General features: G+C 58.6%; 17 protein-coding genes and 2 tRNA genes. 5 read left to right on the plus strand and 14 right to left on the minus strand.

Annotation, left to right across the window (positions count from 1 at the left end):
• Window positions 1-90: 90 nt before the first annotated feature.
• Window positions 91-1,068 carry an NAD(P)H-quinone oxidoreductase gene (locus ACYVDM_RS04075; protein ID WP_415788959.1) on the minus strand — a complete coding sequence of 326 codons (978 nt, stop codon included), beginning with the start codon at window positions 1,066-1,068 and terminating at the stop codon, window positions 91-93.
• Between the two features lie 122 nt (window positions 1,069-1,190).
• Here ACYVDM_RS04075 and ACYVDM_RS04080 point away from each other — a divergent pair.
• Both ACYVDM_RS04080 and ACYVDM_RS04085 read left to right on the plus strand, forming a co-directional pair.
• Window positions 1,191-1,280, plus strand: a tRNA-Ser gene (locus ACYVDM_RS04080).
• A 7-nt stretch (window positions 1,281-1,287) separates the two neighbouring features.
• Window positions 1,288-1,372, plus strand: a tRNA-Leu gene (locus ACYVDM_RS04085).
• Window positions 1,373-1,418: 46 nt separating this feature from the next.
• Here ACYVDM_RS04085 and ACYVDM_RS04090 read toward each other — a convergent pair.
• Entirely contained in the window at window positions 1,419-1,574 is a 156-nt protein-coding gene (locus ACYVDM_RS04090; protein WP_415788961.1) for a hypothetical protein, read from the minus strand.
• A 213-nt stretch (window positions 1,575-1,787) separates the two neighbouring features.
• Between ACYVDM_RS04090 and ACYVDM_RS04095 the strand changes: the two genes are divergently transcribed.
• The gene (locus ACYVDM_RS04095; RefSeq protein WP_415788963.1) at window positions 1,788-2,429 is read left to right on the plus strand and encodes a DedA family protein; all 642 of its coding nucleotides are present in this window, start codon (window positions 1,788-1,790) and stop codon (window positions 2,427-2,429) included.
• An 84-nt stretch (window positions 2,430-2,513) separates the two neighbouring features.
• Here ACYVDM_RS04095 and ACYVDM_RS04100 read toward each other — a convergent pair whose 3' ends face one another.
• The gene (locus ACYVDM_RS04100; protein ID WP_415788965.1) at window positions 2,514-2,690 is read right to left on the minus strand and encodes a 3-isopropylmalate dehydratase small subunit; all 177 of its coding nucleotides are present in this window, start codon (window positions 2,688-2,690) and stop codon (window positions 2,514-2,516) included.
• Window positions 2,691-2,987: 297 nt separating this feature from the next.
• On the opposite strand from ACYVDM_RS04100, the gene ACYVDM_RS04105 reads away from it, so the two are divergent.
• On the plus strand, window positions 2,988-3,986 hold the full coding sequence (locus ACYVDM_RS04105) for an AraC-like ligand-binding domain-containing protein (RefSeq protein ID WP_415788967.1): 999 nt from the start codon (window positions 2,988-2,990) through the stop codon (window positions 3,984-3,986).
• Window positions 3,987-4,012: 26 nt separating this feature from the next.
• Here ACYVDM_RS04105 and ACYVDM_RS04110 read toward each other — a convergent pair whose 3' ends face one another.
• The 8 genes from ACYVDM_RS04110 to ACYVDM_RS04145 all read right to left on the minus strand — a co-directional run bounded on the left by ACYVDM_RS04110 (window position 4,013) and on the right by ACYVDM_RS04145 (window position 12,053).
• Window positions 4,013-4,528, minus strand: a complete 516-nt coding sequence (locus tag ACYVDM_RS04110; protein WP_415788969.1) for a LeuD/DmdB family oxidoreductase small subunit — start codon at window positions 4,526-4,528, stop codon at window positions 4,013-4,015.
• A complete protein-coding gene (locus ACYVDM_RS04115) occupies window positions 4,525-5,787 on the minus strand; it encodes a 3-isopropylmalate dehydratase large subunit (protein ID WP_415788971.1) in 1,263 nt (420 codons plus the stop codon). The genes ACYVDM_RS04110 and ACYVDM_RS04115 overlap by 4 nt, the downstream gene beginning before the upstream one ends.
• A 14-nt stretch (window positions 5,788-5,801) precedes the next feature.
• Window positions 5,802-6,587: a GntR family transcriptional regulator gene (locus tag ACYVDM_RS04120; protein WP_415788973.1), complete on the minus strand. Its 786-nt coding sequence runs from the start codon at window positions 6,585-6,587 to the stop codon at window positions 5,802-5,804.
• A 23-nt stretch (window positions 6,588-6,610) separates the two neighbouring features.
• Window positions 6,611-7,576 (minus strand): Bug family tripartite tricarboxylate transporter substrate binding protein, encoded by a 966-nt coding sequence (locus ACYVDM_RS04125; RefSeq protein ID WP_415788975.1) that lies wholly within the window; start codon window positions 7,574-7,576, stop codon window positions 6,611-6,613.
• Window positions 7,577-7,730: 154 nt separating this feature from the next.
• On the minus strand, window positions 7,731-8,648 hold the full coding sequence (locus ACYVDM_RS04130) for a hydroxymethylglutaryl-CoA lyase (protein WP_415788977.1): 918 nt from the start codon (window positions 8,646-8,648) through the stop codon (window positions 7,731-7,733).
• A 50-nt stretch (window positions 8,649-8,698) separates the two neighbouring features.
• Window positions 8,699-9,655, minus strand: coding sequence for a Bug family tripartite tricarboxylate transporter substrate binding protein (locus tag ACYVDM_RS04135; RefSeq protein ID WP_415788979.1), 957 nt, complete (start codon window positions 9,653-9,655; stop codon window positions 8,699-8,701).
• Between the two features lie 76 nt (window positions 9,656-9,731).
• Complete coding sequence (locus ACYVDM_RS04140) at window positions 9,732-10,940, minus strand: CaiB/BaiF CoA transferase family protein (protein ID WP_415788981.1); 1,209 nt, start codon at window positions 10,938-10,940, stop codon at window positions 9,732-9,734.
• A gap of 171 nt (window positions 10,941-11,111) precedes the next feature.
• Window positions 11,112-12,053, minus strand: coding sequence for a LysR family transcriptional regulator (locus tag ACYVDM_RS04145; RefSeq protein ID WP_415788983.1), 942 nt, complete (start codon window positions 12,051-12,053; stop codon window positions 11,112-11,114).
• Window positions 12,054-12,149: 96 nt separating this feature from the next.
• Here ACYVDM_RS04145 and ACYVDM_RS04150 point away from each other — a divergent pair, with 96 nt between their 5' ends.
• Complete coding sequence (locus ACYVDM_RS04150) at window positions 12,150-12,515, plus strand: DUF2784 domain-containing protein (protein ID WP_415788985.1); 366 nt, start codon at window positions 12,150-12,152, stop codon at window positions 12,513-12,515.
• A 133-nt stretch (window positions 12,516-12,648) separates the two neighbouring features.
• On the opposite strand, the gene ACYVDM_RS04155 is transcribed toward ACYVDM_RS04150, so the two are convergent.
• Genes ACYVDM_RS04155 through ACYVDM_RS04165 form a run of 3 tightly spaced genes read right to left on the minus strand, consistent with a single transcriptional unit; the run spans window position 12,649 to window position 16,112 of the window.
• Window positions 12,649-13,962, minus strand: a complete 1,314-nt coding sequence (locus ACYVDM_RS04155; RefSeq protein ID WP_415788987.1) for an MFS transporter — start codon at window positions 13,960-13,962, stop codon at window positions 12,649-12,651.
• 27 nt (window positions 13,963-13,989) lie between these two features.
• A complete protein-coding gene (locus tag ACYVDM_RS04160; protein ID WP_415788989.1) occupies window positions 13,990-15,234 on the minus strand; it encodes a hydantoinase/carbamoylase family amidase in 1,245 nt (414 codons plus the stop codon).
• Entirely contained in the window at window positions 15,231-16,112 is an 882-nt protein-coding gene (locus ACYVDM_RS04165) for an alpha/beta fold hydrolase (protein ID WP_415788991.1), read from the minus strand. The genes ACYVDM_RS04160 and ACYVDM_RS04165 overlap by 4 nt, the downstream gene beginning before the upstream one ends.
• Window positions 16,113-16,122 lie beyond the last annotated feature (10 nt).

Consider the following 16,122-nt stretch of genomic DNA (forward strand, 5'->3'; position numbering starts at 1 on the left):
GAGAAGTTGGGAGGCCCGGACCAAAATCCGGGTCAAACCCAAGATTGTATCCTGTTTACCGGAGATTACGCCGTTCTGTGAAAGCAGGCGTTACACCGTAAGGATAATTTTGCCGATATTTTCGCCGGCTTCCATCATGGCGTGCGCCGCCGCGGCCTGTTCCAGCGGCAATGTAGCGTGCACGATCGGCTTGATACTGCCCTGCTCCAGCAACGGCCATACGCGCGCACGCAGGGCCTTGGCAATTTCCCCCTTAAAGGCCACCGGACGGGGACGCAGCGTGGACCCGGTCAGGGTCAGGCGACGGCGCAGGATCTGATTGCCGTCCACCTCGGAACGCGCTCCGCCCAACAACGCGATGACCACGATACGACCATCGTCGGCCAGACATTTCATGTCACGATTGATGTAGTCGCCTGCGACCATATCCAGGATCACATTGACGCCGGCGCCGCCCGTCGCCTCACGCACGACCTCGACAAAGTCTTGCGTTTTGTAGTTGATGCCTTTGGCCGCACCCAACGTCTCGACCGCACGGGCGCGCTCGTCGCTGCCCACGGTGGCGTAGACCGGGTTGCCCATGGCACGCGCCAACTGAATCGCCGTCGTCCCTATACCACTCGCGCCGCCATGCACCAGCAACGACTCGCCGTCCTGCAGGGCGCCACGATCAAACACGTTGCTCCAGACGGTGAAATAGGTCTCGGGCAAACCAGCGGCTTCGATTTCGGACAGCCCCTTGGGAATGGGCAGACACTGCACGGCGGGCGCAACGCAGTACTCGGCATAGCCACCGCCCGCAATCAGCGCGCAGACCTTGTCGCCGATCGCAAATCCACCCGCGGCCACATCGCCGCCCACGATTTCACCCGCGACTTCCAGGCCCGGCAGATCCGACGCACCGGGAGGCGGGGCGTAGTTACCCTTGCGCTGAAACACGTCAGGACGATTGATGCCAGCTGCGGCAACTTTAATCAGCACCTCGCCCACGCCGGGCTCTGGCACGGGCCGTTCCGTCGGAACCAATACCTCGGGACCACCGGGTTGAGAGATTTCTATTGCTCGCATCGCACGCCTCTTCGGTTAAATAGATTATTATTGCGCCCTTTACGGGAGATCCAAACCGTTTGTGTGACATCACTGTCCGCGGATTGGACGACCGAGCTGCGGTATCATCCGCAGCACAGGACGGAAGCGTGGCCGAGCGGTTGAAGGCACCGGTCTTGAAAACCGGCGAGGGTTTGCGCCCTCCGTGGGTTCGAATCCCACCGCTTCCGCCAATGAGTTGCACCCATGGCGAAATTGGTAGACGCAAGGGACTTAAAATCCCTCGCCGCAAGGCATGCCGGTTCGATTCCGGCTGGGTGCACCAATAAAAACAAGGTGCGCCCAATGACAGGACGCCCCATTCTCGGGAACTAGCAGTTCCCCTTCTTTGCCTGCCCCGGAGGGCAGAATCCGCCACCACCACCGCCGCCGCCATGCGGGTCAACGATGATGGCACCATCCGGCGTATACACCGCGCAACCGGTAAGCAAAGAGGCCATCAGGGCCAGACTACAGAGAATTTTCATATCCAAACACAAAGTTGATGATGTGCGCGGAGTGTATTGCCGAAATCTGAAACAAGGTTCTATCCGCAGTTACCAACTGTAGGCCCGCCCCGCCCTAGCCCAGCAGGGTAGGAAGGGATTGAGTTACAAACCGGCTAAACAATCGGGAAAACCCTTACTTAACGCCTACCCCTTGCGTTAAGATGTTTGCCATCTATCGCTCACTATCTTCGCATGGACGCTTATATCGACCAACTCGGCCAGTTCATTCAGGCCAACCAGGACTGGGCCGGGCCGATTGTTTTTCTGTTGACCCTCGGCGAATCGCTGATCGTCGTCGGGCTGGTCATTCCCGCGACCGCATTGATGTTGCTCACAGGCGGCCTGATTGGCGCCGGTACGCTGTCGCCCTGGAATGTGTTGGTCTGGGGTATTGCCGGGGCGATCATCGGCGATACGCTGTCGTATGGATTGGGCCGCTGGCTGGGCCGGGACATGCTTCGCCGCTGGCCGTTCAGGCAACAACGCACGGCCGTCGCGCGTGCGCGTTTGTTCTTCTTCCGATATGGTTTTGCGTCAGTATTCGTCGGACGCTTTTTAGGGCCGATCCGTTCGACCATTCCGACGGTGGCGGGCCTGATGAAGATGAAGCACGTGCGTTTTCAGTTGGCGAATGTCTTGTCGGCGGTGGCCTGGCTGCCGATCATGTTGGCGCCGGGGTTCATCACCGCGCGCGGCATGGAGGCGATGCAAGGCTCTCAACACATGGGCCTGATGATCGGCACAGCCGCCTCCGTACTGCTGGGAGGCGGGTTGCTGGTGGCCTTTATGCGCAGGCGTCAGCCAGCCGAACGCATTCGCACTGGACGCGACTGATTGTTCTCCGCCGAACAACTGCAGGCCCGCAGTCACACGTCCAAAAGTTAACCAAAGAAAAAGCGCATTTTTTATCGCGTCGCGTCATTGGCCAACCGGCGCTTGATTTGCATGAGCACCGCCCGCCTGCACCATATCGCGGAGAAGATCGGGCACCGGGTCGCCCGATAGCGTTGCGCCATCGGGCCGCACGATGCAATGGTCAGGCAGGTCGATACGAATGGACTCACCTTCGGCGATGTCACCGGCGCGTTCGCACACTTGCGTGAAACTCGGGCACGGGGTTGCGACATCAACATACGCAGCATGGCGCGCTTTGTTCTGCCTTTCATGAGGGCCTCTTATTGTGGGAAACAACATGGGTGGTCAACACGGGGCAACCGCCGCAACCGGCGCTGTCCCTACTGTCGCAAAGGTATGCACAGCGCGTTATGGTTATGCGTGCCCCCCTCGGCCGTCTATCGGTTTCACGTCACTGACTATCGGAAAAACGCACTTTTTTATTGTTTCGCGATGGTTGTCCATTAGTATGTAGACACCCAGCCCATGTGAAATCAGATGATCGCCTCTCTATTTGCCCAGGTGCCATTCGAGCAGTATCGGATCGTGAACACCGCCGATCCCGATCAAGCGCGGCAGCAGATAGGTCAGATACTCAATTCGTACCGGTTGCAAGTCATTCGCGGGCGCATCCTCCACAGCCGGCTGGACGTGGTCCCTTGCGGGCGCCTGTCGTTGCTCAAGAGCAGGCATGGATACGGGGCAGACATCAGCATTGATCCCGATTGTCACGGCCTGGATGGCTATTACCTGCTGGTGCTGCCCACACAGGGGCGGGCGGAGTTTCATTTCGATGGACGCCGCATAGAGGTTGCGCCCAATAAAGCGTTCCTCATCAGCCCCGACAGGCGGTTTTACTTCAGCGTCAGCCACGACTACGAACAGGTTCTGCTGCGTCTGGACCGCTCGGCCATCGCCGATGCCTGGCAGCGTCTGACGGGACAAGAACAGGCGCCCGACATCTGTTTCGATGCGATCATTCCCTTGTATACGGCCGGCTGGCAAGCGCTGCTGCCCATGTTGCAATGGGTGGTGCGATGCTCGGGCCTGGGCCCAGGTCAGAACACCACCCACGCGGCCCTGCTGGCCCGAACCGAGATGCTGGTCGCCACCACCTTGCTACTGCACCAACCGCACAGCATGGCGGAGCACCTCTGGCCGGCACCACCGCCCTCCTCTCCTCAGACTATCCGACGCGCGCAAGCCTATATGCTTGAACACCGGGGCGAACGCCTGCCGGTGGCCATGGTCGCCAGCCATTGCGGTCTGTCGGTCAGGCGCTTGCAAACGCTGTTCCAGAATGAATGCGGACAATCGCCATTGCAATGGCTGCGTATGCAGCGTCTGCAATCGATCCGACAGACCTTGTTGCAAGCCGATGACGCGAGCAAAGTCAGTGAAATCGCAACACGCTTTGGCTTCACCCACCTAGGCGAGTTTTCGCGGGCGTACCGGCAGGCTTTCGGCGAAACACCACAACAAACACGCGGTAGATGACCGGACCTGCTAAACCGTGGGGGTGTTCAAGCCTTCATCGGATGTCGTGGCAACGAGCCATTGGCCAACCGGCGTTTGATTTGCATCAGCAAACCTCCCGCCTGCACCATATCGAGCAGAAAATCGGGCACCGGGTCGCACGGTAGCGTTACGCCATTGGCCCGCACGATGCAATGACGAGGCAGGTCAATACGAATGGACTCGCCTTCAGCGATCTCACCAGCGCGTTCGCACGTGAGCAACAACAACCCGACGTTAAAGCCATTGCGAAAATACAGGCCACCGAAGCTCGGGGCAATCACCGCACACAGGCCCAGCTCGACCAATGCAGCGGCAGCCTGCTCGCGCGAGGATCCGATCCCAAAATTGCGACCTGCCACCAACACATCGCCCGGTTGCACACCGCTAGCGAAATCGGGCCGTACGCCTTCCAGACAATGGCGGGCAATGTCTGCAATGCCAAACTTCATATAGGCGCCTGGTGCAAGTTGATCGGTATCGACATCGTCGCCCACGCACCAGGCTTTATGCATTGTCGTCATTGCAGCACCTCGCGCGGGTCGGCGATCCGACCGGCCAGGGCGGATGCCGCCACGGTATACGGAGAGGCCAGATAGACCTGGGCACTGGCTGATCCCATGCGCCCCTTGAAGTTGCGTGCCGTCGTCGCAATGACATTGGCATGCTCGGGAATAGAGCCGCCATAGCCGGAGCACGCACCGCATGAAGTTGGCAGCAACGTGGCCCCCGCCTGCGTCAGCTCGGATAACACCCCCTCGGCCTCGGCCGCCGCCTGCTCGCGCTGGCTGGCGGGCGCCACCATCAGGCTGACGCCCGCGGCGATGCGACGCCCCTGCAGTACACGTGCGGCCGCCCGCAGGTCTTCGAGCTTGGCGCCGGTACAAGCGCCGATATAGGCCACCTGTATCGGCGTATCGGGATAAGCATGCACCGGCGCGGTATTTGCCGGACTATGGGGCGCGGCGACCTGGGGATCCAGCTCCTGGGCATCGAAATCATGCCATTGCGCATCGGCATCCGGATCGGAGTACCAGTGGCTGACATCCACGGCAGGCGCGCCGACGTCGTGCAAGTAGCGGACCGTCGTCTCATCGGGCGCCACCAACCCCGCCTGTGCGCCCAACTCCGCCGACAAATTCGATAGTGTCATCCGCTCTTGCATGGAAAGCGCACGCACGGTCTCGCCGCAAAACTCCACGGCCTGGTAGCGACCGCCGTTCATCCCAAAGCGCCCTATCATGTGCAACATCATGTCTTTGGCCATCACGCCATCGGCCAGGCGGCCATTCCAGCGCATCATCAGCGTTTCGGGAACGCGCATCCAGATTTCGCCGCTGGTGACTACACCCAGCATTTCCGTGCTGCCCACGCCAAACATGTAGGCACCAAAAGCGCCGCCAGTCGGCGAATGCGAATCGCCGCCGACGCAGAACATGCCGGGGCGCAGATGGCCATGCTCGGGCACTACGACATGGCAGATCCCGACCGAGTCATAAACGTGGGGCAACGCCTGTTCGCGCGCCCAATCGCGGGCGATACGAACAATGCGACGCGACTCATCATCGGACTCGGGCACGTAGTGATCCATGACCAGCACGACTTTGGACCGATCCCACAAACCGGTGCCCAACTCTTCGAGCATCGGCTTGAGCCGGCGTGGGCCACTAGAGTCGTGAAACATGGCCAGATCGACCTGGCACGTAACGATATCGCCGACACGCACGGCCTCACGACCGGACGCGGCGGCCAGCAGCTTCTGAGCAAGAGTTTGGCTAGTCATGGTGAAAATTTCCTTCAGGCACGCGCCCGGACCGGCATGCCGGCGGGCAGCCATGATGGTTCGCCGGGCAAGTCGTGGGCTTGCATATCCATACGGTATTCGTAACGGTCGGGCCGGTACTGGGCATGCAACCACTCCACCGGTCGACCTGACACATCGCGCACCAACCGATGCAGGCTAAGCAACGCCGACCCGACCGGCACGCCCAGCAGCCCGGCAACCACGGGCTCGGCGAGCAACGCGGAGATCGACTGTTCGGCACGCGCCACGTGTATACCTAAATCGCGAAAAATTGCCAGCAACGGCTTGGACGCCAAATCCTCCCGCCGTATGCGCTGGCCGATATCGCCCGGCACATAGGTGGTCAAACAAGAAAACGGCTGCCCCCGATAGCGGCGCACCCGCACCGACCGCTGCACAAGGGTGCCGATCTCCAGTTCCAGGCGCGTCGCCACATACGCCGCTGCGGGCATGGCCTCCAGCTCGAGCAGACTCACCTGCGTTTGCATGCCCATATTGGCCAAGTGCGCCATCAGCGCATCGATATCCGAACTATGCTGTGTCGCCGACAGCGCGGCGCCTTGCAGGGCAAACGTGCCCCGCCCCTGGCGACGCTCGATCAATCCTTCGGACTCCAACGCTTGCAGCGAGCGCCGTATCGTCAGTCGCGATACGGCGTACTCCGTGGCCAGGGCATTCTCGCCCGGCATGGCGCTATCCGTCGCGAACCCACCGATCTGCAGCCGCTGCTTCAGCAACAGATAGACCTTGTGATAAAGCGGCAAGGGACTCGCAGGCACGACAAATCTCCTATCGACCGGACTCAATTCACCGTCGCGCCGGTGAACTTGACGATCTCGGCATATCGTTCGATGTCTTTGCGCACAAAATCATCCAGTTCTTCGGGGCTGCTGCTTACGGCGATGGCCGCTTCACGTTCGAGCAACTGACTGAACTCGGGCGCACTGACCGCCTTACGCGCCGCGGCATTCAAGGTCGCCAGGGTCTGCGCCGAAAGCTTGGCCGGACCGAATAACGCAAACCACGCATTCGACTCGAAGCCTTTGACGCTATCGCTAATAGGAGGCACGCCTGGAAATTGCGGCAACACCTCCGGGCTCGACACGCCCAGCGCCTTTAAGGAATCACGCTTGATGTGAGGCAACGCATTGAGCGAACTGGCGAACATCATGTCCACCTGGCCACCCAGCAAATCCGTGATGGCGGGCGCCGTGCCCTTGTAAGGCACATTCAGGATATCCATGCCCGTCATCATTTTCAGGCGTTCGCCGGCCATGTGCAACGACGAACCAATAGCGCCCAGCGCCATGGTGTATTTACCGGGGTCAGCCTTTACCATCGTGATGAGTTCGGGCATCGTCTTGGCCGGAAAATCCTTGCGGGTCACCAGCACGCTGGGCACGTTGGCCAACATACTGATCGGCGTGAAGTCGCTCAGCGGATCAAACGGCAAATTGCGATACAGGGACGCGTTAATCGAAAAGCTCGTGAACGTGACCAGCAACGTATTGCCATCCGGATTGCTCTTGGCTACGTAGTCGGCCGCAATATTGCCGCCGGCACCGGGCTTGTTCTCGACCAGCACGGTACGCTTCAGGTCCAGCGACATCTGTTGGGCAATACTGCGGGCAACCGTATCAGTGGTGCCGCCCGGCGGTGCGCCCACGACCAACTTGATGGTGTCGCTCTGCGCTGACGCCGGTACCAGAGGCACCATCAGCGTGCTGAGCAGCGCGCAGCCAATAGCCCAACGTTGCAAACGTTGCATGGCAGTCTCCTGTTATGTTGTATTGATAATAAGACAAGTGTATAGACACTGATCCCGACACGGCAAGTTGAAAATATTCACACGCGGCAGGCCTCCCGCCGCGCGAACTCCGGGCATCTAGGCGCGAGCATTAATCGCCCGCGCATATTCGTGCTCAGTGCGGCTGAAATGTTTTAGGAATCCCCGCAGCGGCAACCCCGCTACGCAGCGGCTCGCTGGGCAACGCCTGCGCCAGGACTTCACGCGCGGCCAGGAGCCTGGAGAGATCCACCCCCGTTCGATAGCCCATGCTCTCGAGCATGAATACTAAATCTTCGGTGACGATATTGCCCGACGCCCCAGGCGCAAACGGACAGCCTCCCAACCCGCCCAGGCACGAATCAAACGCGCGGATGCCTTCGTTCAACCCTGCCAGTACGTTGGCGAGTCCCAGCCCCATCGTGTCATGCAGGTGCAGTTTGGTCAGGCGTGTCCCGATCGCATCCTGCGTCGCACGCACCGCATCACGCACTTGTGCCGGATGGGCGTAGCCCACGGTATCTGCCAGCGCAATCTCATCCACGCCGGTACAAGCCACGGCTTGCGCGACAGCAGCTACTCGCGACACCGGCACGACGCCCTCCAGGGAACAACCAAAAGCCGTCGCCACCGCGGCGTCAATACGCATGGGTCGCGATTGCGCCCGTACCCAATCCACAATAGATGCCATCATGTCCACCTGCGCATCGGTCCCCTTGCCCACGTTAGCGTGACTATGCGTCTCGCTAACAGAGATGGGAAACGCCAGCACGTGCGCGCCAGCCTCGTAGGCGGCAATCGCCCCCCGGAGATTGCACGCCAATGCGCAGACCGTCAGACCCTCAATCGCCAAAGCCGCTGACAACACCGTACCCGTATCGGCCATCTGCGGCACCAGTTTGGGTGAAACGAAGCTGCCCACCTCGATCTCACGCAGGCCGGCTTGCGCCAACTGCGCGATCCAGCGTGATTTGTCCGCGGCAGGCATCATGCCCTTGGCCATTTGCAGGCCATCACGCGGCCCTACCTCACAAAGTCTGATGTCTTGGGTCATCGTTGATCGCTTCGCTATGGTTTGTTGGTCGGCAATTGTGTGTCGCCGGCCTATTGCACCTTGATGCCGGCGCTCTTGATCGTCTGCTTCGCCTTGTTGATATCCGCCTGGATCAGCGCCGCAAACTGTTCGCGAGACATGGGGTTGGCTTCCAGGCCCTGCGATGCCAGCGCGTCTTGCACGTCTTTACGCGACAGGAGCTTATTGAAATCCGTATTCAAACGCGTCAACACGTCGGTCGGTGTCTTGGCGGGCGCCAACACGCCATAAAACGTCACCACGCTGAAATCGGGGTAACCCAGCTCGGCCACCGTCGGCACATCAGGCAATGCAGGATTGCGTTTGGGTGACGTCACGGCCAGGGCCCGGACTTTGCCGGACTTGATCAACGATGCTGCCGACGAAATCGACGAGCCCGCAAACTGCAAGTGCCCGCCCATCAAATCTGCCAACGCAGGCGACGATCCTTTGTACGGTACGTGCTGCATTTTGAAGCCGGCTTCGTGCTGCAGCATCTCCATCGCCATGTGCACACCACCGCCCGTGCCCGACGTCCCATACGAAATCGTGTCCGGCGCTTTTTTCGCGGCCTCGATCGCATCCGGCAGAGTTTTGAAGGGCGACTTATCGGACACCAGCAACACCATCGGCGTCGTTCCCACCAATGCAACGGGCGCCAAATCCTTGATGGGATCGTAGGTCACTTTCATCAGCAGCGGAATCAACGTAACGTTATCGGATTGACCAATCACCAGGTCATACCCTTGCGCCGGCGAACGCGCCGCCTCGGCCAAACCCAGTGCAGTACCCGCACCCGGCTTGTTTTCCGGCACCACATCCCAGCCATTCAGCTCTTGCAGCTTGGTACCCATCAAGCGCCCGATAAAGTCTGTCCCGCCGCCGGGCGTCGAAGGGATGATGATGCGAATCGGTTTGCTGGGATAGTCCTGGGCTTGCACCAGACAGGCAGCCGTCATTGCAGCCACCGCGAATAGTTTACGGATCATTTAATTTGTCTCCATTATTATGAAATAGATGGACGGTATATATCCGTCTCCGCTGCGCATGAGTCTTAACGCACCCTCACGCAATGACTCCCGCGGCACGTAAAGCCTCGATACGCGCCGCGTCCAAACCTAGCCCGTGCAAAATCGCCAACGTATCGCCGCCCTGTGCGGGAGGATCGGTACGCTTGCCTACCTTGAGCCCGTCGAACTCAATAGGTAGCGCCGCGGTGGAGACCTCTCCGCCATCCGGCAATCGCGTTTTAAGCAGCGCGCCACCGACATTCAAATGCGCATCGTCCAACAGATCATGCGGCTGGCGGATGGGTCCAAACGAAAGATTCGCAGCTTCTAATGCCGCGCATAGTTCGTCGGTCTTCCACTTTTTCAGAATCTCGCCGACACCGGGCACCAACCAGGCCCGTGCCGCCTCGCGGTCCACGGCCGTCGCCAGGCGCGAATCCGCAGCCCACTCGGGAGGCAGGAACTTCTGCGCAAATGTGCGCCACTGCGCATCACTGACCACCGCCACAAACACGCGTCCGTCCGCCGTATCGAAAATGTCGTACACGCCCCAGGGAGGCGCACGCTTTGCACCGAACGGCTCAGGCGCCTGGCCCGTCAACTGATACTGGGCGATAAACTGCGCCACGAGCAGTAAATTGTTCTCGAACAAGCCCGCGCGCACATGTTTTCCGCGCCCGGTTTTATGACGATCATGCAGTGCGGCCAACGCACCCACGACGCCAAAGGTGCCGCCCAGGATATCGTTAACGGACGGCGCCACGCGCTGAGGCGAATCTGCCCCGCCGTTGATATACGCCAAGCCCCCCATCATCTGCACCACCTCATCCAACGCGGTGCGCTGCTTATAAGGCCCCGACAAAAAACCTTTCAGGGACACATAGATCAGTCCGGGATTCTCGGCGGACAGCGACTCGTAATCCAGGCCATACTGTTTCAGGCCACCATCGCGGAAGTTTTCCACCAACATATCGGTCTGCAGCGCCAATTGGCGCACGACCGCTTGGCCTTCCGGTTTTTTCAGATCGATCGAAAGGCTTTTCTTATTGCGATTAAATACTGGGAAATATCCGATACCGGATCCTTTCAGGCGACGCGTGCGATCACCATCGATCGGCTCCACCTTGATCACCTCGGCCCCCAGATCGGCCAACGACAAGCCCGCCGCCGGGCCCATGATCATATGAGAGAGTTCCAGAACCTTAACGCCACGCAATGGCAATTCGGCATGGTCCATGAAGAGCGAATCTGGTGCTGCTGTCATCAATGCTTCCCCGTGCTTGCAATACGACTATGTGGCGGCTCTCAGGACCATGAGGCCCCATCAACGAATAATCGTGCAATGATCGCGGGCCCTAGCGTAATGTGGGTAGCACTCTTTTAGAACGAGGCATTCTCGTTTCGGAATGTTCGTACTAACCCTAATCGCGGAACATCACGCAGCCGGGGTGGGAATCCCCAAATGGCTCAACAATGTCTGTACGGGAGGTGACAGCGCATCCAGATCCTTGACCGCAATGCATATGGGCGTACTGGACCAGGGACCTGACAAAGGAATAAAACGAATATCCAGATGACTATGACGCGCCTGAAGATAACGAGGAACGACCGCCACGCCTAACCCACGCGCGACCAACATACAAATCGTCTCGTGAGCACTGACCCGCGCACTAATACGCCGCGTTACCCCGGCCTCTCTCGCCGTTTTTTCCAGCACGCCACTAATACCGTTTTCGCGGTTCAACTCAATCTGCTCGAATGGCAACAGCTGGGCATAGTCCAGTATGTCGTAGTCGGCGAGTAAATGCTGGCTGGGCACGACCGCGACTAATTCGCAATGGCCCCACGGGAATACTTGCAAGCCGTCATGGCCAAAGTCCGAGCCGACCGCAATATCCGCCCAGCCCTCGAGTACGGCGCGGAATGCTTCCTGAGTCGTGTATTCGAGCAGGGAAAGATCGATTTGTGGATGAGCGCGGCGAAAGGCTTGAATGTACGCGGGAAGCTCACCCGATAACGCGGCGACGCTGGCGGCAAGGTGAATATGTCCGCGTATGCCTGTGGCAAAGCCGGCCATTTCCTGACGCATACGATCCATGCCTTGCAAAAGCAAGCGCGCATGAATGGCAAGTGCGGCGCCCGCGACGGTGGCCTGGACACCTTTGACGCCACGCTCGAGCAGAAGCACGCCGAGTGTTTCTTCAAGCTCCGACATCCGCTTGCTGACGGCCGACGGGACGATGTTTTCCCGGGCTGCGGCGCGGGCAAGGCTACCTTCTTCCAAGGCAGCGACGAAAAGACGGAGCGAAATGGGGTCGAGATCACGCGAAAGCGAAGGGATCGGCGTAACGGGTTTCATTGCGATGGGTATAGCCATGCGATACATTTCATGATCAAGACCTTCTTACATTGCGGCCTATAACGCTCGTCAAGCCAAAGGCTGGGCCGTCCGGATTATCCGAAGCCATCAACCGTGATCTATCGTGCCTTAGCCGATGTGGTTCTGCTGATTCATGCCGCTTTCGTGATTTTTGTCACCATCGGCGGCGTGCTCGTATTGTACAAACGCGCCCTGATGCCTTGGCACTTGGCGGCTTTGGCATGGGGTGTGCTCATCATAAGCATGGGATGGATCTGCCCGCTCACGCCACTGGAAAACATGTTGCGCCAGTTTGCCGGACAAGAAGGCTACGCCGGCGGCTTTATAGAGCATTATGTCTTTCGACTGATTTATCCATCGGGCTTGACGCGAGAAATTCAGATCGGGCTGGCGGCAGGGCTGCTTATCGTCAATGCGGGCATCTATAGTTGGATCTATGCGCGACGGCCAAAGAGATAAAAGTAGCGAACGAGTCCCGTCATGAGGATGCCGCAAACAGACGGGTCTATAAGATCCGGATCACCATGCGAAAAAACGCCGGCACTGCGTGACGCAGTGCCGGCGTTTTATACGGCCTTTAGAGACGAAACCTTCATCGATTGACGAGTTTGGCTGGAATCGTCAAGACCAGCAAGGCGCCGGCAACGAGTACGACCGCGGATACGTACATCGCGATGGTCGAGCTTTGCGTCAAGTCGCGTAGCCATCCAATAAAGTACGGACTGACAAACCCGGCAAGCCCGGCGAACGCGTTGATCGCTGCGACGCCTGCGGCGGCGGCGCTACCCACCAGGAAGGCGGATGGCATGGCCCAGAATAGCGGTCCCGGCGTAATGACGCCCGCAGCGGCAAGCGACAGGCCCAGCAACGCCAAGGGCACATTATGCCCAGCCATCGCTACGACGAGATATCCCGCCGCCCCCATGAGCATGGGGATGATCACGTGCCATCGACGCTCACCCGTACGATCCGAGCTACGCCCAAAACTCAACATGGCAACGATCGCCACGATATATGGCACCGCCGACAACAAACCGATATTCAACACACCGGTAACGCCCGAGGCTTTAATCAAGGTGGGCATCCAGAACGTCAACCCGTATTGACCCATAATGACGCAAAAATAGATCAACGACAGCAGCAGCATGCGAGGATCTCTAAACATATGTCCGACGGACGACAGCACTTGGGCATGGAGGTTCGGTGGCACCTCCAACTGCTTTGCGATGTGGGCTTTTTCAGAGTCCGTCAACCACTTGGCTTTATCCGGAGAGCTGTCCAAGACGAACAACGTCGCGATCCCCAGCACAATGGAAGGAAGCGCCTCGAGAAAAAACATCCACTGCCAACCAGAATAGCCATGAGTATGATGAAACGCCGACATGATCCACCCAGAAATCGGGCCGCCCAGCATACCCGCGACAGGGATCGCCACCATAAACAACGCGATGATTTGCGATCGTCGGTTGGACGGATACCAGGACATCAGGTAATAAATCACGCCGGGGTAGAACCCGGCTTCGGCCGCGCCCAACAAGAAACGTAAAACATAGTATTGCGTCGGTGTCGTAACCCAGACAAAGGAGGCAGAGATTACTCCCCACGTCAGCATGATCCGGGCAATCCAGACTCGTGCACCGACCTTGCGCAGAATCAGGTTGCTAGGCACTTCTAACAGGAAATAGCCAATAAAAAATATCCCCGCACCCAACCCATATACCGTTTCGCTGAAGTTCAGCTCATCGAGCATCTGCAGCTTGGCAAAGCCAACGTTTACCCTATCGATATACGCCGCCACGTAGCAGAACATCAAAAAAGGAATCAGGCGCCAAGTAATCTTTCGATACAGGCGTTTTTCCTCATCTACAGGTAACGCGACAGGTGATGACAGTACAGCATTATTCATGGTTTCCCCTTGCTTTATTCGTGTGAACTATGAACCAGCCAAACTCATAATGACCTCGGTCAATACGCGTGCTCCAGCGGCCGCATCGGCCGCTGTAATCGATTCAGACTCGTTGTGAGTAATCCCCTCATGACAAGGAATAAAAAGCATTGCAGACGGACAAATCGGATGGAGATATCGCGCGTCGTGCCCGGCGGCTGACAGGATTTCCATCCGAGTAATGTCCAACAGATCGGCAGCGTCACGGATGCGTTGCCTCATGTCCTGCGGAAACTCCAACGACATGGCGCTAGAGAGTTCATCGACCTGAACGTGACAAGGTGCTGCATGCGTTTCACAAATGCCTGCGATGGCATCGCCCAACGATGCCAGCACATTGGAGTCAGGATGACGCAGGTCGATAGAAAAGCGCACGCGACTTGGCACAACCGATGGTGCATTGGGTGTCACATCAAAACGGCCGATGGTGAATTTCACGACATCGTGTTCGTCATGGATGTGTATGGTCAGCGCCTGAATAATACGCATCGCGGCAAGCAAGGCATCGCGGCGCTCGCTGCGCAACGACGTTCCCGCATGCGATGCCTCGCCCTCTATGTTGACCATAAAAGTGCGTTTTCCCTGAATACCGCTTACCACACCTATCGCCTTGTGCTCGCGCTCGAGCAGCGGTCCTTGTTCGATATGCGCCTCAACGTAGGCGAAGGTCGGCCGGCCCAGGTCTCGCTGTGGGATATCTGCCATCGCTTGTTGTGCATCGCGCAGGGCATCGCCTACCGAGATGCCCTGCGGATCTCGGATCGACGTGATTTGATCCAGACTGCGCGCCCCCCCGAACACGGATGCGCCCATCATGCCGGGTGCAAAACGCGAGCCTTCTTCGTTCATCCAGGCAACGACCTCAATAGGCCGGACCGGACGAACCCCCGATTCGACAATAGCCTGGCATGCCTCCAGCGCTGCTAACACCCCGTATGCGCCATCGTACTTGCCACCTGTCGGCTGGCTATCCAGATGCGAGCCCGAGATAACGGGCGCGGCCAGAGAGTCTGTGCCCTCCAGGCGCAGGAAAATGTTTCCGGCCTCATCACGAGATGCCTGCAACCCGATAGTGTTTCCCCAATCAATCAATTGACGGCAGGCGGCAATGTCCTCTTTTGACAAGGCTTGTCGATTGACGCCACCACCTGGGGTTGCACCAATGCGTGCGAGTGACTCGTGGCGATCCCACAGACGTTGCTGAGATACTCGCGCAGAAGTCAGGTTGCTCATGATGTCTTCATAATTTGCGACGGCATGGCACGCGGATCGCGCGGCAGCCACCGGCCCTGCGACACCGTCGCGAGAAAATCTGCGACCAACTGATTGAACAACGCAGGCTCCTCGAGGTTCAGCGTATGGCCAGACTTGGGCAACACTGCCAATCCTGATGCGGGAATGGTCTGCTTGAGAAAAATCCCTGGCTGCAGACAATGATCGTCCTCATCACCCACCACGATCAACGTGGGTACGAACATGGCCTTCAGTTGATCCTCGAGATCATATAAAGAAGGTCGACGCGCCTGAACTCCGCGCATCGTCATCGCCGCTCCCTTCGCGCTATGCTGCGACAAATGCTCGGCGAACTCTTTCCAGCCTCGCGGGTCTTTAAGCAAAAAGGCGATACGTGACGCCGCCAAAGCATAGGTTTTCGAAAACTCGTTCGATCCTTGCTTCTCGAACTGGGCGGCAACCTCCAACGATACGTTTTGAAAGTATTCTTCGTGCTCCTTTTCCGCACCGTAGCCCGCGCCGGCGACGACGAGCGACAAGGCACGCTCCGGCGCGATCAGCCCAAAATGAACGGTCGCGAAGCCCCCCATAGAAAGTCCGACAATGTGCGCCTTCTGGATATTCAACGCATCCAACACGCTGACGATATCGAGTGCCGCCTGACGCTGTGAATATTGCTCCACATTTTCAGGAACATCCGAAGGCGGATAGCCACGAGCATTGAACGCGATGCACCGGTGACGCCGCGAAAAATAGCGCATCTGAGGTTCCCAGCTACGCATATCGCCACCGAATTCGTGCACAAAGACAATGGGCTCGCCCTCCCCGGCTTCTTCGTAAACCAGTTGAACATCATCGGTAGTCTTGATGATCGGCATATGTGCTCCA

This window comes from Bordetella tumulicola, from assembly GCF_054779135.1.

Excerpts from the sequence above, each read along its gene's own strand:
- ACYVDM_RS04165 (WP_415788991.1), bottom strand. The coding sequence starts at position 16,112 with ATGCCGATCATCAAGACTACCGATGATGTTCAACTGGTTTACGAAGAA.
- ACYVDM_RS04075 (WP_415788959.1), bottom strand. The coding sequence starts at position 1,068 with ATGCGAGCAATAGAAATCTCTCAACCCGGTGGTCCCGAGGTATTGGTT.
- ACYVDM_RS04140 (WP_415788981.1), bottom strand. The coding sequence starts at position 10,940 with ATGACAGCAGCACCAGATTCGCTCTTCATGGACCATGCCGAATTGCCA.
- ACYVDM_RS04135 (WP_415788979.1), bottom strand. The coding sequence starts at position 9,655 with ATGATCCGTAAACTATTCGCGGTGGCTGCAATGACGGCTGCCTGTCTG.
- ACYVDM_RS04115 (WP_415788971.1), bottom strand. The coding sequence starts at position 5,787 with ATGACTAGCCAAACTCTTGCTCAGAAGCTGCTGGCCGCCGCGTCCGGT.
- ACYVDM_RS04095 (WP_415788963.1), top strand. The coding sequence starts at position 1,788 with ATGGACGCTTATATCGACCAACTCGGCCAGTTCATTCAGGCCAACCAG.
- ACYVDM_RS04160 (WP_415788989.1), bottom strand. The coding sequence starts at position 15,234 with ATGAGCAACCTGACTTCTGCGCGAGTATCTCAGCAACGTCTGTGGGAT.
- ACYVDM_RS04125 (WP_415788975.1), bottom strand. The coding sequence starts at position 7,576 with ATGCAACGTTTGCAACGTTGGGCTATTGGCTGCGCGCTGCTCAGCACG.
- ACYVDM_RS04090 (WP_415788961.1), bottom strand. The coding sequence starts at position 1,574 with ATGAAAATTCTCTGTAGTCTGGCCCTGATGGCCTCTTTGCTTACCGGT.
- ACYVDM_RS04130 (WP_415788977.1), bottom strand. The coding sequence starts at position 8,648 with ATGACCCAAGACATCAGACTTTGTGAGGTAGGGCCGCGTGATGGCCTG.
- ACYVDM_RS04110 (WP_415788969.1), bottom strand. The coding sequence starts at position 4,528 with ATGACGACAATGCATAAAGCCTGGTGCGTGGGCGACGATGTCGATACC.
- ACYVDM_RS04155 (WP_415788987.1), bottom strand. The coding sequence starts at position 13,962 with ATGAATAATGCTGTACTGTCATCACCTGTCGCGTTACCTGTAGATGAG.
- ACYVDM_RS04145 (WP_415788983.1), bottom strand. The coding sequence starts at position 12,053 with ATGGCTATACCCATCGCAATGAAACCCGTTACGCCGATCCCTTCGCTT.
- ACYVDM_RS04105 (WP_415788967.1), top strand. The coding sequence starts at position 2,988 with ATGATCGCCTCTCTATTTGCCCAGGTGCCATTCGAGCAGTATCGGATC.